The organism is Bacteroidota bacterium, from assembly GCA_018692315.1.
Taxonomy (GTDB): Bacteria; Bacteroidota; Bacteroidia; order Bacteroidales; family JABHKC01; genus JABHKC01.
This window is the reverse complement of the sequence record JABHKC010000149.1, coordinates 1-23,974: the sequence shown is the minus strand read 5'-3', so window position 1 is coordinate 23,974 and position 23,974 is coordinate 1. Positions and strand designations below refer to the sequence as shown.

Below are 23,974 nucleotides of genomic sequence, written 5' to 3'. Positions count from 1 at the left end.
TATGAATTATTAATCCATAAATCCTTTCCATTCTCTCCCTCTATTTCAAAATAGTCCGTTTCAGCATGTAAGGAATCTTGAGTAAGAAGCATTTTACAGAAGTCGCTAAAATATCAACTTCAACAGCTTTGTTTATATCTATAACTGCTTTAATGCTTTCTTTATCAAGTCTTCCACACTAATGTTTTTATCTTTTAAAAATATTTTATTTACAACTTTTTCAACCGAATTTTTCGAAAACCCCAACATAATTAATGCAGAAAACGATTCTTCTTTAACTGTATTGTTTTGTACAACAAAAATTTCATCATTAGCAGAAGTCTTTGAAATTTTATCTTTCAAATCAAGAATTATTCGTTGAGCTGTTTTGGCTCCAATTCCTTTAATGCTTTTTAGTTGAGTTACATCATTACTCAATATTGCCTGCTGAATTTCGTTTGAATTCATTGACGAAAGCATCATTCTGGCTGTGTTTGCACCAACTCCCGAAACAGAAATCAAATGCCGAAAAACTTCGCGTTCCGATTTTTCTTTAAAACCATATAAAGTATGAGCATCTTCTCTGATAGCCTGATGTAGAAACAATTTTATTTTTGAATTTAAAGAGATTTCTGAATAGGTATTTAGCGAAATATTTACAAAATAGCCAATTCCATTGCAATCTAAAATTGCATATGTAGGAGTAAGCTCAACTAATTGCCCTTCAATGTATTCATACATAAATATAGGATTTTCAAAAAAAATGCAAATGTAAATTATTTTCAACTCAAATTGAAATTTAAGTTAATAATATTTTTCGAATTTTCTAATTGTAGTTGAGCAATTCCATTATATTTTTTACTGTCGATGAACAGTAAATTTATTTTTATTATAATTTTAGCATCTGAATTTTTTGATGTTTTTGTGAGAATAGAAACAATTTTATGGAAGAAAGTTTGAAAATAGTCGGTCTGATGTCAGGTACATCGCTTGATGGTGTTGATATTGCTTTATGTAATTTCAGAAAAACGAAAGATTTATACGATTTTGAAATTATTAAAGCTGAAACAATACCATATTCTGAAATTTGGAAAAATAGACTCAAGAACGCACATAATTTATCCGGTTTCAATTTTATTCTTCTTCATAAAGAATATGGCGAATTTCTGGCTAAACTTGTAAAACAGTTTATAGAAAAGAATGGAGAAAATGCAAAATTTATTGCTTCTCATGGACATACAATTTTTCACCAACCGGAAAAAAATATAACATTTCAAATTGGCGATGGTTCAGTGATTGCTGCTAAAACCGGAATTTCTACAATTTCCGATTTTCGTACTTTAGATGTTTCGCACGGTGGACAAGGAGCTCCACTTGTGCCTATTGGCGATGAATTGCTTTTCGCGGAGTACGATTTCTGTATAAATCTTGGGGGATTTGCAAATATTTCCTATAGATATAATAATCAGAGGATTGCTTTTGATATTTGTCCGGCAAATATTGCAATAAACTTTCTGGCATCTCAAATAAATTTACCTTTCGATGAAGATGGGAGAATAGCAAAATCCGGAGAAATTAATTTTGATATGCTAAAAAAGCTGAATTTTCTAGCCTATTATTCTCAAAAGCCTCCAAAATCGCTGGGCAGGGAATGGTTCGAAAGCGAATTTCTACCGATAATAGACACATCATCAATTTCAATTGAAAATAGGCTACGAACTGTTTATGAGCATATTGTCATTCAGATAGTAAAAACCTTTAATGACAAATTTGGTGAAAAAATTCTGATTAGCGGTGGCGGTGCACACAATAATTTTTTGATTGACTTGCTTCAACAAAAAACTGAAAAAGAAATTGTTGTCCCTGAGAAAGATATTATTGATTACAAAGAAGCTTTAATTTTCGCTTTTCTCGGATTGTTAAGAGTCAGAAATGAGACAAATTGTTTGTCATCTGTAACTGGGGCAAAATCCGACAATTGTGGTGGAATTGTTCATCAAATCATTTAAATTGCTTTTCGGCAAATAATATTGTTTTTATATTGGAATAACAACGAAAAAGCTGTTATTTTGCACATGTTTTAGAAAATAAAGTTAAAAGAAAAATTATGAGAAATAATATAATGGAACAAATTGGTAAATTGATGGGGCTTCGTTATAAATCTCACCCGTGGCATGGAATAGATTTGGGCAAAGATGCCCCGAATGTTATTACAAGTTTCATTGAAATGGTACCTACCGATACGGTTAAATATGAAATTGACAAAGATAGCGGCTATTTAAGATTAGATCGTCCACAGAAATATTCGAATGTTGTTCCTGCACTTTACGGTTTTATTCCTCAAACCTATAGTTCTAACAGTGTTGCAGAACTTAGTCGTAAAGCATTGAACCGTCCTGAGATTGTTGGCGACAAAGACCCAATTGATATTTGCATACTTACAGAAAAACAAATAACTCACGGGAATATAATTGTTATGGCTCGTCCAATAGGTGGTTTTAGAATGATAGATGATAACGAAGCTGATGATAAAATAATAGCTGTGCTAAATAATGATGCTTTTTATGGGTCTTATGAAGATATTTCAGATTGTCCCGATATTGTAATAGAAAGGCTAAAACATTATTTTTTAACATATAAAGATATGCCAAGTACCGGCAAAAGAAATTCTGAGATTACCCATGTTTACGGAACAAAGGAAGCTCACACTATAATTAAAAATGGAATGTTAGATTACAAGAAGAAATTTAGTAATCTGGAAACTATGTTTGGATAGAGTTAATACTAATTCCCAATTTGCAATTACAAATTGGGAAATAGTAATTAATGATCAGGGGTTTACAAAAGATTGTCAATTTTTTTGATTAAAATTGATTTAGGTACAGCACCGACTTGTTTGTCAACAACTTTTCCGTCTTTAAAAAGCAAAATTGTTGGAATATTTCTTATTCCATATTTTGCTGCTGTTTCGGGGCTTGTATCCACATCAAGCTTTGTCATTAAAGCTTCATTTTCATATTGTTCTGAAAGTTCATTAATAATCGGAGCAATCATTCGGCAAGGTCCACACCACTCTGCCCAAAAATCTACTAAAACTGGAACATTTGAATTGATTACTTTTTCCTCAAAATTAGTGTCATTAACTTCAACTGTCATTTCTTTTTATTTAAATTGCACAAAAATTAGTTTTAACAAGCGCCAAAATTAATAATTAATTTTATTGATTTTTATAAAAAAGATAAATTTCTTATTTGAAGTTTTGTAGTCAAATGAGACTATAATAGGTTTAGAGTGCTAACTTTTTTTTGCAAAAGGCTAAATCATATTTTGAAGTGCTGGAAAAAAGATTTCCTTTTGCTTTTATTCAATCTTTATGAAAACGCTATGTTTGTAAGAACAGTTACAAAATTTCTTATCCTGAAAGGATTATAGCAATTTTTGTAAGGGACTAATTTACATAGATTATTCAATGTGTATAAATTGAGACCTAAATTTACTTCTTTCCAATCAATCTAACGACAGCAGCATTTCCACTATGGAATTTCCCTTCATCAAGAACAATCTCTTCTTCCCAAACTTTCAATTCACTCAATTGAGAGAAATCTTCTTTTAATTCATCAATAGAAAAAAGCATATCAATATTTTTTGGACCCCCTGTATTATTATTTATCTGCTTTTTTGAAAAAGCCTCAATGATTACTGTTCCTCCAGGCTTCAAAAAATTTAAAAGCTGCCTGTGCTGGTTTTGCCTATTCGGGTTGTGGGCAAAAATAAATGCCAGCATATCAAATGATTCTTTTTTGTAATTTGCTTCGTCTATGCTATGGACTAAATATTTAATGCTAACATTTTTCGATTTGCATAAATCCATAGCTTTCTCATGTGCTTGTGAACTATAATCGAAAGCCTGCACATCCCAGCCTAAATTTGCCGCAAACACAGCATTCCTTCCTTCTCCTTCTGCCGGAAGAAGAATTTTTCCCGGTTTGGCATCTTCTATGGTTTTCCTAAAAAATATATTTGGCTGAATACCATAAACATATTCATCTCCTGAATATCTTTCATTCCACATTAATTTCATTTTCTTCTTTTTATTCTTACAAACTCAAGTGAGAACCGTCGCAGTAGGGTGCGTTTTTTGTTTTTGTGCACCCACATATTGCTGCTTTTTTTGGCTCATCTACCTTAAATGCTTTTGGAGTGAAATTACTTCCACGATGTGAACCATCGCACCATACTTTTTTTTCAGTTTTACCGCAAGGACACCAAGCGTATGTTTTTCCTGCTTCTAAATTTTCCATTTGGGGTAAATTCCCAGACATATTTGTTTTTTCCATAATTTTTCTGTTTATTATTTATTAAATCTTGAACTAATTGATTGTAATTTTGATTTCAAGAGTGAAAATATCATCAATTGCCTTATCTCCTAAATTATCAAAAAATGAATTAGAACCGTACCTAATATCAAATTTTGATCTATCTATATCGATAATGGCAGTATATTCTTTTCCTCTTTTTATTGCTTCGAAAGATATTTTTTCCGTTTTCCCTTTTATTGTAATATCTCCTGTAATTGTGGCTTTCCCATTGCTGAATTTTGTACTTTTTGTAAACACAAAATCTGCTGTAGGATATTTCTCAACAGCAAAAAAGTCGTCAGATTTTAAATGCCCAACTAATTTCTGCTTATAATCTTCATCATCAAGGTCGCTATTCGTAATTGTTGTCATATCTATCACTATTTTACCAGCCGCAATCTTGTCATTAATAAATTCAAAATATCCACTTTTTATCTGAATAGTACCTGAATGCTCGCCAACAATTTTTTTGCCAAGCCATTCTATACTCGATTTTTTTGTGTTTACTTCTGCTTTCTGGGCAAACATTTCGCTGCCATATAGAAAGATAATTGATACTAATATAAAATTCATTGTTTTCATTTTTCAAAATTTATTTGTTAATATTCTTTATTTTTATTTTTTAGTTGTTTTATACAATATATGTTTGCAACAATAGTGTAGTTAAAATTTTTTATTCTCTCAATTTGTGTAAAATTCGTCTTAGTTCTATAGCTTCGTCTTTTGTAATTTTTTTTTCAAAGAAATTTCCTAAAGTTTCTTTCGCCGAATGATTTGCCATAATAAATAGTTTACTTCCACTGTCGGTTAAAGTTATATCAATTTTCCTGCGATTCTCAAGACAAGTTTCTCTTGTAACAAAACCTTTTTTTACAAGCCTATCTAAAAGTCTTGTAACATCAGGATTATGAACTAAAATTCTTTTTTTAAGTTCATTTGCAGATACTGGTTTAGGATAATTTTCCATTAAAATATAAAGTGCATTAAGCTGCGCATGTGTTAGATTAAAAGGTTTTAACGATTTCTTAATTCTATCTTCTATCCAGCTTCCAGTTTTCAATAAATTAAAATATGCTTTTGCATGTATCGACTTAAAATCATCCATTCTCCAAATTTTACTAAAGTTGGCATAAACAATAGTTGTTTACAACGACAAAGATAAATGAATAAATTTGAATGACAAATATTTTTTGATTTTTTTATGATTTAAATAAAAAAGTTGATTAGTATTATATTAACTTCCTGTAATATAATTGATTTTAAGGATTTTAGTTTTTTAACAAATTTCTTCTCTTGCACTTTTACAGTACCAAAATTAAAATATCTCTAATAAAAAACGTCAATAACTTTGTCCTTTTTTGTTTAAAATCAGTAATCCAGATAAATTGGAATTCGTAGATTCAAACAAATAAAGTCCTGTTATTGACGTTTTCAAAAAAGCTACTACAAATAAGAATATTTTATGTAGCACTAAAACTAAATCTTGTTCTATTTATTCTCCAAAGAAAATTCTCTTCCGGCACGTAAAGCGCTAATATTCAAATCAATAATTTTATCGCCTTTTTTTGCAAAAATCTGACGAATACCTTCCTCTAAACTTTCGAAAGGCATGTCTATAAAAGGAGAAGCTGCCCCAAGCATTGCAATATTTGTAGCACGTTTTGAACCAGCTTTTAGAGCAATATCGTCTGCATCTATTGTAATAAAGTTTCCTCTTTTTTTGACTTGCTTTAAAACTTCATCCAATTCGGGATAGTTGGGAATGTTAACATATGGACAAGTGTTTGTTACTAACCAACCATCTGGTTTTAAAAACGGTAAATATCTAAGTGATTCCATGGGTTCGACCGAAAGAATCAAATCGGCTTTTCCTTTTGGAATTAAATCTGAAGCAATTGGTTTGCTGGAAATTCTCATATGTGATTGTACATCTCCGCCTCTTTGTGCCATTCCGTGTACTTCTGATTGTTTTATATACAAATCATTTTTTAATGCTGCCATTCCTATTGTGGCTGCAATTGATAAAATTCCTTGTCCGCCTACACCTGCTAAAACTAAATCGGTTTTCATATTTTGTTTGATTTTTGTTATAAAATGAATTAAACTATTTTAATTTTAGTTCCTTTAATTGTTCAGCGAGATCTTTATTTCTCATTGTTTGAATACACTGACGACGAGGAACTATAACAGAAACTCCATTATATTCAAGCTCTTCTTTCATGATGCTAACCATTTCGTCGTGATTCCTTTTTATAGGTGTAAAAACTCTAATATGCTTAGGGTCAACACCAACGCCGAGGCAAATATCTTCAATTTTCCCGAGTGCTGAAGAATCTTGACCACCAGTCATTCCAGTAGTAAAGTTATCTGAAATTAAAACAGTTATTGGCGAATTATTGTTTACTGCATCTAAAAGACCAGTTATTCCGGAATGTGTAAAAGTAGAGTCACCAATAACAGATACAGAAGGAATAAGTCCAGCATCGGATGCACCTACAGCCATTGTTATTGAAGCTCCCATATCAACACATGAATTGATTGCATTGTATGGCGGAAGTGCTCCAAGAGTATAGCAACCAATGTCGGAGAATACTCTACCTGTTTCATAAACACTTAAAGCCTCATTCAAAGCATTGTAGGCATCAATATGCCCACAACCCTGACACATTGCCGGTGGTCTGTTTTCTATAAGTTCAGGAACTTTATCGTCATAAGATTCAAAAATCCCAATGGATTTTGCAACAATATTCGGATTTAATTCTCCGTCGCGAGGAATACTTCCGTCAAGTCGTCCTTTGATTTTTTCTTTTTCGAGAAATCCTTTAAGTAGCTCTTCAACAAGAGGATAACCGTCTTCAAGTACCAAAACTTCGTCACATTCTTCGCAAATTTTATTCACGAAATTACGAGGTATTGGATATTGAGATATTTTCAATATTGGATGATTGCATGGCTCATCCGGAAAATTTTCAATCAAATAATTGAAGGCTAAACCGCAGGCAATTATTCCGAGACTTTTGTCTTTGCCGTCAAAATATTTATTATAGATTGAATTTTCAGAATCGTTCTCTAAATTAACCTGATCGCCAAGTAATTTTCTATAATTCTTTTTTGCAATGGATGGCAATAGAACAAATTGTGTTTTATTTTCTGGCAATTTCATGTTGTTTTCGCTCAACATCTCTTTTCTGGAAACTCCGGCTCTCGAATGAGAAAGTCTTGTTGTTAAACGAATCATAACTGGAACTCCATGTTTTTCAGAAAATTGAAAACCTTCGTAAGCCATATCGTAGGCTTCTTGCTGGCTCGATGGTTCGAAAATTGGAATCATTGCAAACTTTCCATAAAATCTTGAATCTTGCTCATTTTGAGAAGAGTGCATTGAAGGATCGTCTGCAACGGTAACTATCAATCCGCCATTAGAACCTGTAATTGCCGAATTAATGAAAGCATCGGCAGCAACGTTTAGTCCAACGTGTTTCATGCAAACCATTGCTCTTTTTCCGGCATAGGACATTCCTAAGGCTGATTCCATAGCCGTTTTTTCGTTTGACGACCATTTGCTACGAATGTTTTTTGTTTTCGCTTCTTTATTATTTTGAACATATTCAGTAATTTCAGTTGATGGAGTTCCGGGATAAGCATATATTCCGGACATTCCACCGTCTATTGCTCCTTGTGCAATAGCTTCTGCTCCTAATACTAATAATTTTTGCATATTATTTTAATTATATTTTTCAAATTTTAGCTTTCAAAATTATAAATAATTTTTATAAATAAACTGTCTTATTTTCTATTGATAGATTTTATAGCTCATGAAAGTCTGTATATGAGAATACTACAGGCAAATATGACTTTAATCAGTGTTTCAAATTATACTTATTGGTTTTAAATCAGGAATTTATATTTTCGATAAATTTATAATTCAAGCAATCCTGTTGGAATGTTTACTACAACTTCTTTCTTGTCGAAATCTATCGTACAAATAATGTTTTCGTTAGCAGGAACAAGAATTTCTTTTTCATTATAAATTATCTTGTAAAGCGGATTATTTGGATATTTTATTATGTCATCAATTGGCCCAATTATACCCTCCGTTTTATCAATAACTGTGAATCCGATTATTTCATGAGATGTCAATTCCGTTTTTTTTTGCTGAATTTTGTTAGTCTTTGGCAGAAATAATTTGCAGTTTAATAGTTTTTTTAAAAGCACAATTGAATCAATATCGTACAGATTTGCAGTACCGGATTTGTTGTTTCTAATGTCAAAATTTAAAAATTCGAAAGGAACTAAACCACCATCAATTTCTACAAAAACAAATACAATTTCCTCATTATAATGAAAATCTTCTTCTAATATCCTGAAAATTATTTTATTATCTTTTTCATAAATTTTGGTAATTTCACCAAAAGAAAAATATTCTTTTATATCCATACTTATATTTCTAATAATCAAAATTTTAAATATGCAAAACTAATAATTAGCTAATAATTGAAAAAGAAATTTACTGTTTGTAGTGAGAAATAAAATATTTTCCACAGATGACATAGTTGAATGCAGATAGAAAAGTCAGTGACAATTAGCGTATTCAGGGGGAATTGAAAAATTGCAACTTTATTTGAGGCATATTATTTTTCCCCGCAGATTTCGCAGATTTACGCAGAGAGAAAAACAACTGAATAGACTGTGAAAAAATAATGGATACAAATTTATTTCAAAAAAATAAAGGCAATCAACCATACAAATAAATTATATACTTTTACACAGAAATTTTTGTCGAATATAAATTATGGAGAATATTAGAATGAAAAAACTTACATTAATTATTAGTTTAGTTTTTAGCCTTAGCTCACTTTTTTCGCAAGTAACTACCGATCCTGTATTTCCGGCAGCCGACGATCCGGTAACAATTTATTTAGATGCAACAGGTACAGGTCTCGAAGGTTACACTGGCGATGTTTATACACATTCCGGTGTTACCGTAGATGGAAATCAGTGGCAAAACGTAATTGGTTCTTGGGGAAATAATACAAACCAACCAATGCTAACCAATGTTGGAACAGATTTATACGAACTTGAAATTACACCAAGCATACGCGATTTTTATGGTGTCTCTGCATCAGCCGACATTACTGAGATGAGTTTTGTTTTCAGAAGTGAAGATGGTTCTCAACAAACCAGTCCCGATATTTTTATTGAGGTTTATGCGATAGGCCTGAATGTTAATATTGTTGAACCTTCGTTACCAGGTATAATTTTAGAGCTTAACGATATTTTAGAAGTTAATGCCGCCGGTTTGGGTTCTGATTCTCTTGCTTTATTTTTAAACAATATTTGGACAACAAGTGCTATCGGAGACGAATTATTATATACAATAAATGCAAACGACTATGGCAAATTCAGAGCTAAGATTTTTGCTTATGCCGGCGGAAATTCTGTTGTAGATTCGTTTTATTATTTCGTAAGGCCTGCTGTGGTTGTTGAAAATCTTCCGGTAGGAATTGAAGACGGAATAAATTACATTGATGATAATACGGTAATTTTATGCCTTTATGCACCCGAAAAAGATTATGTTTTTGCAATTGGCGATTTCAGTAATTGGGAAGTTGGAGACGAAAACTATATGAAAAAAACTACAGATAATAATAGGTATTGGGTGCAATTAAACAACCTTATTGCCGGCAAGGAATATATTTATCAATATTTTATCGATGGCGATTTGACAGTTGGCGACACTTATGCCGATAAAATTTCTGATCCATGGAACGATCATTATATTGAAAGTTCGACATACCCCAACCTGATTGAATATCCCGAAGAAAATGTAAGCGGAATTGCAACTATTTTCCAAACTGCACAAGACGAGTATCAGTGGAACATTGCAAATTTTCAAGGACCTGCAAATACTGATTTGGTAATTTACGAACTTTTGGTACGCGATTTTGTTGAAGACAGAAACATGCAAGCCGTGATTGACACTTTAGGATACTTAAAAACCCTTGGAGTAAATGCAATTGAACTTATGCCGGTAAACGAATTTGAGGGCAACAATAGTTGGGGATACAATCCTTGCTATTATTTCGCTTTCGACAAATATTACGGAACAAAAAACAAATTCAAAGAGTTTATTGACATAGCTCACGAAAACGGTATTGCTGTGATTATGGACATAGCTCTGAATCACTCTTTCGGTCAATCACCTTTGGTTAGAATGTACTGGGATGCTGTGAATAATCAGCCTGCTGCCAACAATCCCTGGTATAACCAGACTGCAATGCACGATTTCAATGTAGGTTACGATTTCAATCACGAAAGTGAAGCCACAAAACAATTTGTTGATAGAGTCATAAAATATTGGATGAACGATTATAAAATTGATGGTTACAGATTCGACCTCTCGAAAGGATTTACACAAAATAATACTCTTGGAAATACTGCTGCCTGGGGTCAATATGATGCTTCACGAGTAAGTTTGTGGAAAAATATCGCTGATGCTATGTGGGCAGAAAATCCAAATTCTTATGTAATTCTTGAGCATTTCGCAGACAATAGTGAAGAACAGGAGCTTGCAGAATACGGTATGCTTCTTTGGGGAAACGTGAATTACAATTATGCAGAAGCCGCAATGGGTTGGAACAGTACATCAGATATTAATTGGGCTTCCTACCAATCAAGAGGATGGAGTCAGCCAAATCTGATTTCTTATATGGAAAGCCACGATGAAGAAAGAATTATGGCAAAAAATCTGGAATATGGAAATTCTGCCGGTGGGTACGATATTCAGACACTTAACACTGCTCTGGCGAGAATGGAATTGGTAGCAACTTTCTTTTTCACAATTCCGGGACCTAAAATGATATGGCAATTTGGCGAACTGGGCTACGACTATCATATAAATTATCCGGGAACAATTGGTGGCAACGAATACAGAACTCACGAAAAACCTGTTGAGTGGGGCTATTTTTATAATGAAAAAAGAAACAAACTTTTTAGTGTTTATAAAGCTTTGATAGATTTGAAGAAAAACGAACCAGCATTCAAAAGCACAGATTTTTCAATGTCTGCAGGAAATTGGGCTATGAAAAGAATCAACATCAATCATGCAGATATGAATGTAACCGTAATCGGAAATTTTGATGTAGCGGCGGGAACTATCGATCCAAACTTTCAGCATACAGGTTGGTGGTACGATTTTTTTGCAGGCGATTCAATCAATGTTAGCGATGTAAATGCTACTCTTTCATTAGATGCCGGCGAGTATAAATTGTATACTACAAAACGATTTGATGAACCATCGCTTCAAACTGAAATTGTTGAACCCGATGATGAAAATTTTGAAGCGAATGAAATTGAAGTTTTCCCAAATCCTTCCTCAGATGAAGTGTATTTCCAGTTTAATAATATTAAATCGAATAAAGTAAAACTTACCATTTATAATAATTTAGGTCAGCAAATTAGAATTATCCATGCAGAAAATTTGAATACAGCGAGCCAAATTATTGAATGGGACGGAAACGACAATTTTGGAAACGAGACAAAAACCGGATTATATTTTTATGAAATTGAATCAGATAATTTTGTGAAAACGGGAAAAATAGTCCGTTTGAAATAATTTTATCATGCTTTGTATTGGCACATAGTTATTTAAGGAAGCTTCTAAAAATATAAATTTCTTACGCCTTGAACTTTACTATTTTAGAAGTTCTCTTAATATTTAATGAATATAAAAAATAATAACTGTGAAACTTGATTATGATAATTCTTCAAATAATTCTGCCCATTTCAGAATTTTTATTTTTTTTATTTCCTTAATTACCAGCAGGTCATCATCCCCTGTGATCAAATAATTTGCTTTACTATCCACTGCAAGGTTTAGTAAAAAATTATCTTTTTTCTCTGCAAATGTCAATATTTGATGTTAGCTCAATTAGTTCACCATATTTGTTAAACAATTGCAAAAGGCTGTCTATATTATCATTAGAGAAATATTTTTCAAATTTGGGTCTTTGTGCAACAGTTAAAAATTCTTTGATTAATTCAATTGAGAAAATTAACTTAATCTCACCCATAAGTAGTAAGTCATCAATAGTGTCAAGTCGTTTTGATATTAGAAAACTTATCTAAAGATTAGTATCTAAAATGACTTTCTTATTTCTCATAACGGGCTTTTATTACAATCTCAACTTCAGTTGAAATTTCATCAAGAGAAGGTGCTTCAGCAGAATTTATCCGAAATTTCTCTAATAAATCCTTAAGTTCTGATTTTTCTTTTTCTTTTTTAATCCTTATTAAATCTAAATCTGCCATTTCTTTTAGAAAGGATTTAGCTTTTGGGTTTAGTATTTCAATTCTAACTGTTTCCATTTCAATCATTTTTTATCAAAAATATAATTTTTATCCTTCATAAAGAAATACATTTTCAATTCCAAACAGAATATATATGTAAAATTCAAATCAATGAGATGCAGTAACTTTTGCCCACTCAGGAAACACATTTATATCAATATCAAAAATATAAGTTCCCCAGAAAAAAGTTATAATTGAAGCAACAAGAATTCCAAGAATATTCAAAAATATTCCTACTCTTACCATATCAATTATTTTAACATGGCCGGTACTGAAAACTATTGCATTTGGCGGAGTTGCCACCGGAAGCATAAATGCTAATGATGCAGCCAAAGTAACCGGCAACATATAAAGTAATGGATTTATCTCTGTAGAAATTGAAAGCCCGGCAATTACAGGTAGTAACATTTCGGTAGTTGCTGTGTTCGAAGTCAATTCGGTGAGTATGGACATCATCGAAACTATTCCAAAAATAATTGTCATTGGGTGAAAATCGGACAGTCCGGAAAGCTGGTCGCCAAACCAAAGCGAAAGGCCTGATTCTACAAATCCTTTAGCCAAAGCAAAGCCTCCCCCAAACAAGAGTACAATATTCCAAGGGATTCTTTTTGTAGTGTCCCAATCCATTATTCTTGTTCCTTTTTTATTTTTCGATGGAATTGCAAAAAGAATTATTGAAATGAAAATTGCTACGGTTCCATCGTTCAAATATTTCGGATACGGAAAAATAGACGACCAACCTTGTAAAATAAAATCACCAATTTTAATATCGGCACGGAAAATCCACAACAAAGCCAAAAGTATAAAAAGAACAAATACTATTTTTTCTTCGTAGCTTGCCTTTCCAAGTTTTTTGTTTTCTTCCTGAAACGAATTTTTATCAATTCCCTGCCAATTGGTTTTTGGTTTGTGCATTAAATACAGAAATAACCAAGCTGTAAAAAACAAAATTATAGTTATTGGCAAAGCAAAAATCATCCAGTCGGCAAATGAAATTTCGGGGGCATTCGGAAATAAAATATTGAAAATTCGTGCAAACGACAAATTTGGTGGTGTCCCTACTAATGTGGCTATTCCTCCAATGGAAGCCGAATAGGCTATCCCGAGAAGCAAGCCAATTGAATATTTCCGAAGGTTTATTTTTCCTACACTTTCTTCCAATTTTAAAATTATTGAAATTGCAATAGGAACCATCATCATGGTTGTGGCTGTGTTCGACATCCACATGGAAAGAAAAGCTGTGGCTAACATAAAACCAAGCAAAATTCTGGCAGGGCTTATTCCAAAGAAAATCAGGATTTTAGTCGCAATTCGTTTGTGCAAATTCCATTTTTCCATTGCCAATGCCATTATAAAACCACCTATGAATAAAAATATAAGATGATTGAAATACATTGCTGAAATGGTTTTTCCATCAACAACTCCAAAAATAGGGAATAAAACAATTGGCAATAAGGCTGTTACGGCTATTGGTATAATTTCGGAAACCCACCAGACTGCCATAAGAATGGCTATCGCAAAAGTGTATGTAATTTCAGGTTTGCCCGGATCTAAATCTGCAAAAATAATAATAAGTAAACATATAATTGGTGTTCCAATTAATATGAAGGGTTTTATTATTTTTTTTAAAGAGCCTATTGTTTAATTTTTAGTGATACAGTTTAAAAATCAATTTCTATTTCAAATTTAGTTTTACAGAAGGCTCATTCCAGCTATGCTCTAACTTCTTTCAATATTTTCTTCAACAACAGTTTTCATTGCATTTTTCTGAAGTTCGTAATAATTTTGTCTATTCTTAAAAGTGTCTAAGGCAAGATACAGAGCATTTCTGAATGAATTTTCTGATGCCATATTTTTACCGGCTATTTCGTAAGCTGTTCCATGACCCGGGGAAGTTCTGATAATGGGCAATCCGGCAGTGTAATTCACACCATCATCAAAAGAAAGAGCTTTGAATGGAGCTAATCCCTGATCGTGATACATTGCAAGAATGGCATCGAATTGAGAACAACTTTGCGAACCAAAAAAACCATCGGCAGGATAAGGTCCTATTGCTAAAATATTTTCTTCTTTTGCTTTTGTGATGGCAGGAATAATTATGTTTTTCTCTTCATTCCCAATTATTCCGTTGTCGCTGGCGTGCGGATTAAGCCCGAAAACTGCAATTCGTGGTTTTCTAATAGCAAAATCTTCAATTAATGTTTTGTTCAACAATCTGAGTTTTTTCAAAATTCCTTCGGTGGTAATATAGGTGAGCACCCTCGAAATTGGAACATGTCCGGCAACTACTCCTACCCTTAATGTGTCCGAAACCATTAACATAAGTACGTTTTTTACATCGAACATATTTTCGAGAAATTCGGTATGTCCCGGAAAATTAAATTTTTTCGATTGAATATTTTGCTTATTGATAGGTGCAGTTAAGAGTACGTCAATTTGGTTTTCTTTCAAATCGGCTATGGCAAGTTCTAAGGCTCGGTATGACGAATTCCCTGCCATAGTAGTCGATTTGCCAAGCTCTACTCTGGTATTGTCCTCTGTGCAATTTATAATATTTGCTCGTTTGGTATTTGCTTCGGAGGGAGATTTTATATTGTTAAAACTGAAATTTGAAATATTTAGTGCTTTGCGGTGGTAGGCTGCTATTTTTGGCGAACCATAAACTATTGGAGTACATAATTCATTTATTCTGTTGTCTCTCAATGTTTTGATAATTATTTCGTAACTTATACCATTAATATCACCGTGAGTTATTCCTACTTTAATTTTTTCCATCATATCTATAGTTAAATTTTCTTTATTCAGTTCATTATTTGACAATTGATTGCTTCAAAAATTCATATAACAATCGTACACCGACTCCTGTGGCTCCTTTTCCTTTGTAACTGTCGGTTCCTGAAAGGAAAGCTGTGCCGGCAATATCAATATGAATAAAAGGGCTTTTGGTAAAATGCTCAAGAAATTTCCCGGCAGTTATTGCTCCAGCTTCTCTTCCACCAATATTTTGCAAATCGGCAATATCTGATTTTAACATTTCGTTATATTCGTCCCAAAATGGAAATCGGCTAACTCGCTCGAAAACTTCATTTCCACTTTTTTCTAAAATATCGAAGGTTTTATCGTCTGCGTTTCCCATCACTACAGTTGCTTCTTTCCCTGTTGCTATTGCTGCCGAACCGGTAAGTGTTGCAATATCAATTACTAATTCAGGCTCATATTTTTCCGAAAAACTGAGTGCATCTGCAAGAATCATTCGTCCTTCTGCATCTGTATTAAGAACTTCTACATTCAAACCATTGTGCATTTTCACGACATCGCCCGGTGCATAAGCATTTCCATCAGGTCTGTTGTCTGTTGAAGGAACTAAGCCAATTATGTGAACCGGTAATTTTTGTTTTGCTACTGCGTAAAAAAGTCCGGCAACAGCCGCTCCTCCACTCATGTCAGATTTCATGGAATCCATGCCTTTCGTAGGTTTCAGGCTTAATCCTCCGGTATCGTAAACAAGACCTTTCCCGACAATTATGACTGGTTTTTTGTTTTTGGCATTTTCCGGTTTCCATTCCATAATGGAGAATCTTGGAGGATCTATACTACCCTGATTGACAGCCAATAAGCCTCCCATTTTAAGCTGCTTGATTTTTTTCTCATCAAAAATATCTATACTAAAACCTGCCTCATTGCTCATTTTTTCGAACTCATTTGCTAACTGAACTGAATTTAAGTATGATACTGGTTCGTTAATCAAATCTTTTGTTTTGAATACGGCTTTAATAATTGAATTCATTTCAGATATCTGCATATCTGTAATTTTTGAATCAACTATTTTAATTTTTTCAAGAGAATTTTTCTTTTTGTCTAATTCGTCCGTAAAATATTTCAGAAACTGATAGTTGCTCAAAGCTAAACCTTCTGCAAGCAACAGAATTATTTCCGAATTATCTAAATTGGTCTGAATACAAACATCATTAATTTTTAATCCTATTATTTCTTTGTGCAACTTATACGCAGCTTTTCGGACTTTTTCTTTGTTTTGAAACGTAAAAGTATCTTCATCAATTAGGACAAGGAAAATATATCTATCATCCTGAGTAATTGTTATTTGCGTAATGTCTTTTTCTATATTCTTATTTGCAAAAATAATTTCCTTATCCGAAAAACAAAATTGTTTAAAATCTGAGTCTTTTTTTGTTAGAACAATTAAGTTGTTTGAACTAATATTTTTTGTGCCTTTAGAAATTTCTAAATTCATAATAAAGTTTTTCTATCTGTTGAAGGATTTTGGTAATGATAAAATAAATCACTTTCGAAATCTGAATAAAAGAATTGAAAGGGGATTTTTGGTTAATTCTGTTAAGGAGAAAAGCTAAATTTTTATTAAAGTAATTCTCTCAACAAATCTATATTCAACCTCACTATCCATTCCAATGAAAGTGTATGGATCTAAAGTACGAATCCATACTTGTCTTTCTTGTGAATTTTCATCTACTTCGTATTCTTTTCTTATTCCCTGATCGTAGATTGTTACGGTAGAAGCAGTGTTTTCCCATTGAAATGTGTTAGAACCCTCAAAAAGATCCTCACCTAAATTAATTGCAATATGGTAATCGCCAGTACCATCTTTGTCGAAAGATATATTTCCAACATTGTTTGCAGAGGTACATAATTCTAAGAACAAATCGTCGTCGGCATAAACAGTTTTTTTCAAAATATAGATATTCCAAGAGCCGTCTAATCGTCTTGTAAGTTGGTTTTCTTTAAAACAACCACTAAACATTATACTGGTAATCAACAATATACCAATTATTTTTAAAGCTTTCATCAACAAATTATTAATATATTAAATAATTGCCAAAAATAGCAACTTTTAGCGAATTATTGATTTTTCGTTGAAACTTTGTTTATTAGTGTTTCTATGAAACTAATTTTTTTGAAGTGACTATTCAGATAAGGTCAGGAATTCTAAATAGTGGTTCTAAGTAAACCGGTTTTGGTAATTTGATTTATTACTCAAACAGTACTTCTTAGCAATAAATTACAGCCGTTTAATAGTGCAAATGTTTTTAGTAGAGAAAAAGTGTAGTTTAAGCAAGATGAACTTGTAAGTTTGCCTTTAAAATATTTTTATTTGTAGATAAAATTCCACAATTCGTAGATTTCTTTTTTTCTTTAAACCTTATATGCCTTTATTTGTCTGAAAATATAATTTGATAATTTAAATTAAGTGAAATTATGAGCAAATATGTCGAGCCTTCGTTCTTTATGCCTAAAAATATCTGTCTTAAACAAATGAAGTATAAATTAGCTCATAAAACTTCAATGGATAAGATTTACCTCAATGATTATCCAGAAGAACAAAAATGCAATTTATATTATCAATTATATTGATTTCATATTCATAGACAAAAAATCATACACTTATATTTAAACTTAAAAAAAGAAAAATGAAAGCAAAACAGACTATTTTTTACATGATTTCATTCTTTATTGTATTGCAAATCACCAGTGGTTTTTCTCAAACTAATCTGAACTATCCGATTGTTGATACTGGCCAGGAAATATTTTATGATACCACAAATGAAATCTTAGAACCTATTATAGGTTCTGCCTATTATGGACAGGATGCACATTATACGGGAAATGTTCCCAATTATCAGGACAATGCTGATGGAACTGTAAGCGATTTGGTAACTGGTTTGATGTGGTCTAAAACAAGCGACCTGGATAATGACGGTGATATTGATTACAATGATAAATTATCGTATGCTGAAGCTATGGCAGGTGCCACAACTTTTAATCTGGCGGGTTATACTGATTGGAGACTTCCGACGATTAAAGAAATGTATTCATTAAAAATGTTCTTTGGTGTTGACCCAAGTGGATACACTGGGACTTCAACCGCAGGACTCGTACCATTTATCGACACTAATTCTTTTGATTTTGGATATGGTGATCAAAGTGCAGGTGAACGAATCATAGATTCGCAATTGGCCTCATCAAATCTGTATGTTAGCACTACCATGGGAGGTAACGAAACCATGTTTGGAGTAAATTATGCAGATGGACGAATTAAAGGTTATCCAACAGGTCCACAGCCGGGACAAACTGTTGATAAGCAGTTTTATGTTATGTATGTTCGTGGGAATGCTTATGGTGAAAATAATCTTCAGGACAATAATGATAGCACAATTACTGATAACTCAAGTAGTTTAATGTGGACCAAATACGACGATGGATCAGGAATGAACTGGGAAGATGCTTTATCGTACGCAGAAGCTGCAACTATTGCTGGCTACAGCGATTGGAGATTGCCAAATGTTAAGGAATTACAGAGCATTGTTGATTACACACGTTCACCGGCAACCAGTAATTCAGCAGCTATTGATTCACTTTTCAGTTGTTCTCAGATAATTGATGAAGGTGGAAGTACAAATTATCCATTCTATTGGTCAGGAACCACACATGCAAATATTTCGACCACTAATTCGGGCGCATGGGCTGCTTATGTTTGCTTTGGAGAGGCTTTAGGTTTTATGGAGCAACCACCAAATTCAGGTAATTTTACTTTAATGGATGTTCATGGTGCAGGGGCACAACGTAGCGATCCTAAAGTTGGTGATCCAAATGATTATCCCTATGGCAATGGTCCACAGGGCGATGTAGTCAGGATTTTCAATTATGTACGCTTGGTTAGAGATGTGGATACTAGTACTACGGTATATAATGAATTGAATTTAAATGACAGCAAGCTGAATATTTATCCTAGCCCTGCAATTGATCATATTACCATAAGTATTTCAGATAACTATTCAGAAATTTCAACAATTAAGATTATCAATTTGTCGGGTGAACTAAAGTATTCCGAGAACAGAGAATTTTCACAAAATACAACTATAGACATCAGCAATTTAGAATCAGGGATATATTTCGTGTTACTCCAAATTGAAGGTAAAGAAGCTTATTCAAGAAAATTAATTGTACTATGACCAGATTAAAATCTTTGGTTGTACTTGCCTTGTATTGCATATTCTCATCTACTGGAATAATTGCTCAGGAGCAAACCATCGGCTGGTTTCTGAATAGTCAGAATTCTTACGATGGATTTACATTATTTGCACCAATACCATATACAGAAACTTATTTGATAGATAATTGTGGTAAATTAATCCATAGCTGGAGTAGCGACTACCAACCAGGGCATTCAGCTTATTTGCTTGAAGATGGTACTTTAGTTCGCACAGGGAATGTAAATAATCAAACATTCGATGCAGGAGGTTCCGGAGGTATTATTGAGAGAATCAATCAGAATAATGAAGTTACATGGTCATACATGATCAGCGACTCCTGGCAATGCCAACATCATGATATTGAACCACTTCCGAATGGAAATATCCTGGTTATTGTCTGGGATATGAAAACTACTGCCGAAGCTATTTCTGCCGGCAGAAACCCAGCTACACTTGGCGCAAGTTTATGGTCTGAAAAGATCATCGAAATTGAACCTGTTGGTACAAATGAAGCAAATATTGTGTGGGAATGGTATGTTTGGGATCATCTCATTCAGGATTTTAATCAAACGCAAAATAATTATGGTGTTGTTCCAGATCATCCCGAATTAATTGACCTGAACTTCTCAGGACCTCAAAATGAAGATTGGCTACACATCAATTCAATCGATTTTAATCCTGTTCTGAATCAAATAATATTAAGTATTCACAACGTTCATGAGGTGTGGATTATCGACCACAGTACAACTACTGAAGATGCTGCTGGAAGTTCTGGTGGCAATTCGGGAATGGGAGGAGATTTACTTTTCAGGTGGGGAAATCCGCAGGCATACCAAAAAGGTACAGCAAATGATAAAATATTTTTTGGCCAGCACGATGCAAGATGGGTAGAAAGCGGTTATCCTGATGAAGGAAAAATTACTGTATTTAATAACGGTCAGGGCCGTCCCGATGGAAATTACTCGACTGTAGATGCAATTGAAGCTGTTATAGATAATGATGGACATTACACTAAAACCAGTCAAGGAATCTTTTTGCCCGAAAGCCTTTCGTGGCAATACAAAGCAGATAATCCAACTTCCTTTTATTCTCAGAATATTTCTGGAGTTGAACAAATGCCCAATGGGAATCTACTGGTATGTGAGGGTGCAAGCGGGAACTTTTTTGAAGTAGATTTAGATGGGAATTTGTTATGGCAGTATATTAATCCAGTGAGTAATAATGGACCTTTAGAACAGGGAGTGGAACCAGGTGGAGCACCTCCCAATGGGAACTCGAATTCCGTTTTCAGAATAAAACGTTATGCTTCTGATTACATAGGACTTCAAAATTTTGACCTAAATCCAGACATCCCAATCGAACTCAATCCCTCAAATTATGACTGCGAAACTTACAGTTTACAAATAGAGAATATTTTTTCTGAGAATATAGTCAGTTATCCAAATCCAGCTACCACAAATATTTCATTTAGCATTAATAAAATCTGTTCTGGTAAATCTACATTACAAATTTTTAATGTGCTTGGCGAACTTGTTTATACTGAGGGTTTATATTTGTCAAAAAACTTTTCAATAAATGTCAGCAATTTGGAATCGGGAATCTACTTTCTGACTATTGAAAACGATATTGTTTATTATTCAAATAAATTTATTAAAAATTAGTATTTAAAAACAGGAGTTTCGTAGATAAAATCCTCATATGTATCAATTTTAGTTTTTAATAATTAATTTATGCTTTTTTTTGTATTTTGTTTAGATAAATTTTTATAAAATATAAAACATGAAAAAATTACATTTTATTTTATTTGCATTTTTTGGAATGATTAGCACCATTCAAAGCCAAGGATTTTATGATATGAATACAGTCAATACCATAGAAATTACCTTCGTGGAAACGAACTGGGACAACTTGCTCGATCAGCTTGTTTCTGCCGGACAGGAAGGAAGACTTATGGGTTCTGTTTCAATAAATGGAGTAGCTTTCGACAGCGTAGGGGTAAGATATAAAGGAAACAGTTCATATACTGCCAATCAGGTTAAAAATCCATTAAACATTAAACTCGATTATATAATCAATGATCAAGAGATTGAAGGATATGGCACATTAAAACTATCTAATGGTTTCAAAGACCCAAGTTTAATTAGAGAAACCATGAGTTATGAAATTGCGAGGAAATATATGCCGGCAAGTTTATCCAACTATGCAAATGTTTATATCAATGGTACTCACTTAGGGCTATACACCAGCAATCAGGATGTGGACAAGAATTTTATGCGTACTCATTTTTACAGTGACGAAAATGTAAGGTTTAAAGGTGAGATAAGCAGTGGAGGTATGCCAGGATCAATGGGTGGTGTTTGGGAATATTTTGGAACAGATTCAAGTAGCTATTACAGCAAATATGCCATCGAATCAGACTATGGTTGGGATGAATTAATTGATTTTCTTGACACTCTTAATAATTATAATACCAGTGTCGATCAGGTACTTAATATTGATAGACATTTGTGGTTTTTGGCTTTTTCAAACTTATTTGTCAACCTTGACGGACCTATCAACAATCCTCAAAACCATTATATTTATAAAGATGATAATGGAAGAATGAATCCCATACCTTGGGACTTGAATGAAAGCTTTGGTGTATTTACTTCACTTGAGGGTGGAGGAAATCTGGGCACAACGCAACTCCAGCAACTCAATCCGTATTTAAATCTTACAAGCTCAGATCATCCAATAATCAGTAAGATTTTATCTAATACAAGCTACAAAAGAATGTATGTGGCACATATGAAAACCATTATAGAAGAAAATTTTTCCAACAGCTTATATTTAACTAGGGCTTTAGAAATACAGAATATTATTGATTCGGATGTACAGGCTGACGGCAATAAATTCTACACCTATTCGGATTTTACAAATAATATTAGTAATAGTACTGGTGGTGGAGGTTGGCCTCCTTCACCCGGAATAATTGGTATTTCAGAGCTTATGAGTGCCCGAATTAACTATTTAACAGGTCTAACTGATTTTCAGGCTACAGCACCACAAATCTCAAATATCAACTACAATCCGTTGGAAGTTACACCAAATGTTCAACTATGGTTTAATGCCGAAGTGAATTCTGCAACTGAAGTTTATCTTGGGTATCGCAATAGCCTAACAGAACAATTTGTAAAAACACAGATGTTCGATGACGGATCTCACAATGATGGTTCAGCAGGAGACGGGGTTTATGGTGTTTCAATTTTGGTGGGCTATAGCAATTTACAATATTATATTTATGCCGATAATGGAAGTGCATCTTCTTTTTCGCCAGTACGAGCCGAATATGAATTCTATTCAGTTGCAGTAAACAGCAACTTGGTAATAAATGAGTTTATGGCTAATAATGAAAGTGCAGTTAGTGATCAGGATGGAGAATATGACGACTGGATAGAGTTTTACAATAATGGCAGTGAGGTAATCTCGCTATCGGGGTATTACTTATCTGATGATGCTGGCGATCCAACTCAATGGACTTTTCCTGATACTACTATTGCACCAGGATCATATTTGATAGTTTGGGCAGATAATGATGAAGAGCAAGTTGGATTACATGCAAATTTTAAACTTTCAAGCTCAGGTGAGATGATAGTATTATCTGATGCAGGACTTAATATTTTGGATGAAATAAATTTCGGACAGCAATATGTAGATACCTCCTTTGGCAGGTTTCCCAATGGTACCGGCGATTTTATTTTAATGAATCCTACTTTCGGAATGGAAAACAATGCTGGAATAGCTTTAGTTGAAGAAAATATGTTGGAGAATATTTCTTCACTTAAATCTTATCCAAATCCGTTCTCCGATAAATTTTATATTTCTTTCAATCTTGAGAGACAAGCAATGGTTCAGTTGGAAGTTTGCAATATTTATGGACAGACTATCAAAGAGATTACGTCCAAAAATTTGCTAAGCGGAAATAATGAATTACAAATAGAAACCAAAGACCTCGCATCTGGTATTTGGATTTGCAGATTAATTATTGATGGGCAAAATCATACTTTGAAAAAAATAAAAATATAGATTATAAAACCATGAAGGTAATAAGTGAGCAAATTAATCTGAATAATGAACTTTAAAAACTTATTACCTTCAAAATTAGGGCAAACGCATGAAACATTTTCATCATCCATATTTAGTTTTAGTACTATTTTCATTCAATTACCTATAATTGTATGGGCATAGGTAAGCTACTATCAGGAACTTGCTGATATTTTGGAGGGTTTTATTTTTAGTTTT

General features: G+C 33.1%; 20 protein-coding genes and 1 pseudogene. 6 read left to right on the top strand and 15 right to left on the bottom strand.

Annotated features, from left to right (window positions below; translation table 11 throughout):
* Nucleotides 1–138 precede the first annotated feature (138 nt).
* Complete coding sequence (gene ruvA, locus HN894_11090; protein ID MBT7143872.1) at nucleotides 139–720, bottom strand: Holliday junction branch migration protein RuvA; 582 nt, start codon at nucleotides 718–720, stop codon at nucleotides 139–141.
* Nucleotides 721–923: 203 nt separating this feature from the next.
* On the opposite strand from ruvA, the gene HN894_11085 reads away from it, so the two are divergent.
* The gene (locus HN894_11085; GenBank protein MBT7143871.1) at nucleotides 924–1,988 is read left to right on the top strand and encodes an anhydro-N-acetylmuramic acid kinase; all 1,065 of its coding nucleotides are present in this window, start codon (nucleotides 924–926) and stop codon (nucleotides 1,986–1,988) included.
* A gap of 98 nt (nucleotides 1,989–2,086) precedes the next feature.
* Entirely contained in the window at nucleotides 2,087–2,755 is a 669-nt protein-coding gene (locus HN894_11080) for an inorganic pyrophosphatase (protein ID MBT7143870.1), read from the top strand.
* 62 nt (nucleotides 2,756–2,817) lie between these two features.
* On the opposite strand, the gene trxA is transcribed toward HN894_11080, so the two are convergent.
* The 8 genes from trxA to HN894_11040 all read right to left on the bottom strand — a co-directional run bounded on the left by trxA (nucleotide 2,818) and on the right by HN894_11040 (nucleotide 8,774).
* Nucleotides 2,818–3,135 carry a thioredoxin gene (trxA, locus tag HN894_11075; GenBank protein MBT7143869.1) on the bottom strand — a complete coding sequence of 106 codons (318 nt, stop codon included), beginning with the start codon at nucleotides 3,133–3,135 and terminating at the stop codon, nucleotides 2,818–2,820.
* Between the two features lie 337 nt (nucleotides 3,136–3,472).
* Nucleotides 3,473–4,060: a class I SAM-dependent methyltransferase gene (locus tag HN894_11070; protein MBT7143868.1), complete on the bottom strand. Its 588-nt coding sequence runs from the start codon at nucleotides 4,058–4,060 to the stop codon at nucleotides 3,473–3,475.
* 16 nt (nucleotides 4,061–4,076) lie between these two features.
* Nucleotides 4,077–4,316, bottom strand: a complete 240-nt coding sequence (locus HN894_11065) for a CDGSH iron-sulfur domain-containing protein (GenBank protein MBT7143867.1) — start codon at nucleotides 4,314–4,316, stop codon at nucleotides 4,077–4,079.
* A gap of 33 nt (nucleotides 4,317–4,349) precedes the next feature.
* Complete coding sequence (locus tag HN894_11060) at nucleotides 4,350–4,919, bottom strand: YceI family protein (GenBank protein ID MBT7143866.1); 570 nt, start codon at nucleotides 4,917–4,919, stop codon at nucleotides 4,350–4,352.
* Nucleotides 4,920–5,010: 91 nt separating this feature from the next.
* Nucleotides 5,011–5,442 carry a MarR family transcriptional regulator gene (locus HN894_11055; protein ID MBT7143865.1) on the bottom strand — a complete coding sequence of 144 codons (432 nt, stop codon included), beginning with the start codon at nucleotides 5,440–5,442 and terminating at the stop codon, nucleotides 5,011–5,013.
* A gap of 383 nt (nucleotides 5,443–5,825) precedes the next feature.
* On the bottom strand, nucleotides 5,826–6,407 hold the full coding sequence (locus HN894_11050; GenBank protein ID MBT7143864.1) for an indolepyruvate oxidoreductase subunit beta: 582 nt from the start codon (nucleotides 6,405–6,407) through the stop codon (nucleotides 5,826–5,828).
* Nucleotides 6,408–6,441: 34 nt separating this feature from the next.
* Nucleotides 6,442–8,055 (bottom strand): indolepyruvate ferredoxin oxidoreductase, encoded by a 1,614-nt coding sequence (locus HN894_11045; protein MBT7143863.1) that lies wholly within the window; start codon nucleotides 8,053–8,055, stop codon nucleotides 6,442–6,444.
* Nucleotides 8,056–8,255: 200 nt separating this feature from the next.
* Nucleotides 8,256–8,774, bottom strand: a complete 519-nt coding sequence (locus HN894_11040; GenBank protein ID MBT7143862.1) for a hypothetical protein — start codon at nucleotides 8,772–8,774, stop codon at nucleotides 8,256–8,258.
* A 355-nt stretch (nucleotides 8,775–9,129) separates the two neighbouring features.
* Between HN894_11040 and HN894_11035 the strand changes: the two genes are divergently transcribed.
* Nucleotides 9,130–11,952 (top strand): T9SS type A sorting domain-containing protein, encoded by a 2,823-nt coding sequence (locus HN894_11035; GenBank protein ID MBT7143861.1) that lies wholly within the window; start codon nucleotides 9,130–9,132, stop codon nucleotides 11,950–11,952.
* Between the two features lie 138 nt (nucleotides 11,953–12,090).
* Here the strand turns inward: HN894_11035 and HN894_11030 are convergent.
* The 6 genes and pseudogenes from HN894_11030 to HN894_11005 all read right to left on the bottom strand — a co-directional run bounded on the left by HN894_11030 (nucleotide 12,091) and on the right by HN894_11005 (nucleotide 17,508).
* A pseudogene (locus tag HN894_11030) lies at nucleotides 12,091–12,499 on the bottom strand (putative toxin-antitoxin system toxin component, PIN family).
* Nucleotides 12,489–12,704: a hypothetical protein gene (locus HN894_11025; protein MBT7143860.1), complete on the bottom strand. Its 216-nt coding sequence runs from the start codon at nucleotides 12,702–12,704 to the stop codon at nucleotides 12,489–12,491. Before HN894_11025 ends, HN894_11030 begins: the two are co-directional and overlap by 11 nt.
* 90 nt (nucleotides 12,705–12,794) lie before the next feature.
* Entirely contained in the window at nucleotides 12,795–14,324 is a 1,530-nt protein-coding gene (locus HN894_11020; protein MBT7143859.1) for an SLC13/DASS family transporter, read from the bottom strand.
* An 81-nt stretch (nucleotides 14,325–14,405) separates the two neighbouring features.
* Nucleotides 14,406–15,464: a 4-hydroxythreonine-4-phosphate dehydrogenase PdxA gene (gene pdxA / locus HN894_11015; GenBank protein MBT7143858.1), complete on the bottom strand. Its 1,059-nt coding sequence runs from the start codon at nucleotides 15,462–15,464 to the stop codon at nucleotides 14,406–14,408.
* 31 nt (nucleotides 15,465–15,495) lie between these two features.
* The gene (locus HN894_11010) at nucleotides 15,496–16,938 is read right to left on the bottom strand and encodes a leucyl aminopeptidase (protein MBT7143857.1); all 1,443 of its coding nucleotides are present in this window, start codon (nucleotides 16,936–16,938) and stop codon (nucleotides 15,496–15,498) included.
* Nucleotides 16,939–17,052: 114 nt separating this feature from the next.
* Nucleotides 17,053–17,508, bottom strand: coding sequence for a hypothetical protein (locus HN894_11005; protein ID MBT7143856.1), 456 nt, complete (start codon nucleotides 17,506–17,508; stop codon nucleotides 17,053–17,055).
* 622 nt (nucleotides 17,509–18,130) lie between these two features.
* Between HN894_11005 and HN894_11000 the strand changes: the two genes are divergently transcribed.
* The 3 genes from HN894_11000 (at nucleotide 18,131) to HN894_10990 (ending at nucleotide 23,758) form a co-directional block, all read left to right on the top strand.
* Entirely contained in the window at nucleotides 18,131–19,672 is a 1,542-nt protein-coding gene (locus tag HN894_11000) for a DUF1566 domain-containing protein (protein MBT7143855.1), read from the top strand.
* Nucleotides 19,669–21,354 (top strand): T9SS type A sorting domain-containing protein, encoded by a 1,686-nt coding sequence (locus HN894_10995; GenBank protein ID MBT7143854.1) that lies wholly within the window; start codon nucleotides 19,669–19,671, stop codon nucleotides 21,352–21,354. The genes HN894_11000 and HN894_10995 overlap by 4 nt, the downstream gene beginning before the upstream one ends.
* A 118-nt stretch (nucleotides 21,355–21,472) precedes the next feature.
* The gene (locus HN894_10990) at nucleotides 21,473–23,758 is read left to right on the top strand and encodes a T9SS type A sorting domain-containing protein (protein MBT7143853.1); all 2,286 of its coding nucleotides are present in this window, start codon (nucleotides 21,473–21,475) and stop codon (nucleotides 23,756–23,758) included.
* Nucleotides 23,759–23,974: the final 216 nt, after the last annotated feature.

What these genes read in the sequence shown, in the direction of transcription:
- ruvA (MBT7143872.1), bottom strand. Translation starts at nt 720, where the DNA reads ATGTATGAATACATTGAAGGGCAATTAGTTGAGCTTACTCCTACATAT.
- HN894_11070 (MBT7143868.1), bottom strand. Translation starts at nt 4,060, where the DNA reads ATGAAATTAATGTGGAATGAAAGATATTCAGGAGATGAATATGTTTAT.
- HN894_11080 (MBT7143870.1), top strand. Translation starts at nt 2,087, where the DNA reads ATGAGAAATAATATAATGGAACAAATTGGTAAATTGATGGGGCTTCGT.
- pdxA (MBT7143858.1), bottom strand. Translation starts at nt 15,464, where the DNA reads ATGATGGAAAAAATTAAAGTAGGAATAACTCACGGTGATATTAATGGT.
- HN894_11000 (MBT7143855.1), top strand. Translation starts at nt 18,131, where the DNA reads ATGAAAGCAAAACAGACTATTTTTTACATGATTTCATTCTTTATTGTA.
- HN894_11005 (MBT7143856.1), bottom strand. Translation starts at nt 17,508, where the DNA reads ATGAAAGCTTTAAAAATAATTGGTATATTGTTGATTACCAGTATAATG.
- HN894_11035 (MBT7143861.1), top strand. Translation starts at nt 9,130, where the DNA reads ATGGAGAATATTAGAATGAAAAAACTTACATTAATTATTAGTTTAGTT.
- HN894_11025 (MBT7143860.1), bottom strand. Translation starts at nt 12,704, where the DNA reads ATGGAAACAGTTAGAATTGAAATACTAAACCCAAAAGCTAAATCCTTT.
- HN894_11060 (MBT7143866.1), bottom strand. Translation starts at nt 4,919, where the DNA reads ATGAAAACAATGAATTTTATATTAGTATCAATTATCTTTCTATATGGC.
- trxA (MBT7143869.1), bottom strand. Translation starts at nt 3,135, where the DNA reads ATGACAGTTGAAGTTAATGACACTAATTTTGAGGAAAAAGTAATCAAT.
- HN894_11010 (MBT7143857.1), bottom strand. Translation starts at nt 16,938, where the DNA reads ATGAATTTAGAAATTTCTAAAGGCACAAAAAATATTAGTTCAAACAAC.
- HN894_10995 (MBT7143854.1), top strand. Translation starts at nt 19,669, where the DNA reads ATGACCAGATTAAAATCTTTGGTTGTACTTGCCTTGTATTGCATATTC.
- HN894_11045 (MBT7143863.1), bottom strand. Translation starts at nt 8,055, where the DNA reads ATGCAAAAATTATTAGTATTAGGAGCAGAAGCTATTGCACAAGGAGCA.
- HN894_10990 (MBT7143853.1), top strand. Translation starts at nt 21,473, where the DNA reads ATGAAAAAATTACATTTTATTTTATTTGCATTTTTTGGAATGATTAGC.
- HN894_11040 (MBT7143862.1), bottom strand. Translation starts at nt 8,774, where the DNA reads ATGGATATAAAAGAATATTTTTCTTTTGGTGAAATTACCAAAATTTAT.
- HN894_11085 (MBT7143871.1), top strand. Translation starts at nt 924, where the DNA reads ATGGAAGAAAGTTTGAAAATAGTCGGTCTGATGTCAGGTACATCGCTT.
- HN894_11055 (MBT7143865.1), bottom strand. Translation starts at nt 5,442, where the DNA reads ATGGATGATTTTAAGTCGATACATGCAAAAGCATATTTTAATTTATTG.
- HN894_11050 (MBT7143864.1), bottom strand. Translation starts at nt 6,407, where the DNA reads ATGAAAACCGATTTAGTTTTAGCAGGTGTAGGCGGACAAGGAATTTTA.
- HN894_11065 (MBT7143867.1), bottom strand. Translation starts at nt 4,316, where the DNA reads ATGGAAAAAACAAATATGTCTGGGAATTTACCCCAAATGGAAAATTTA.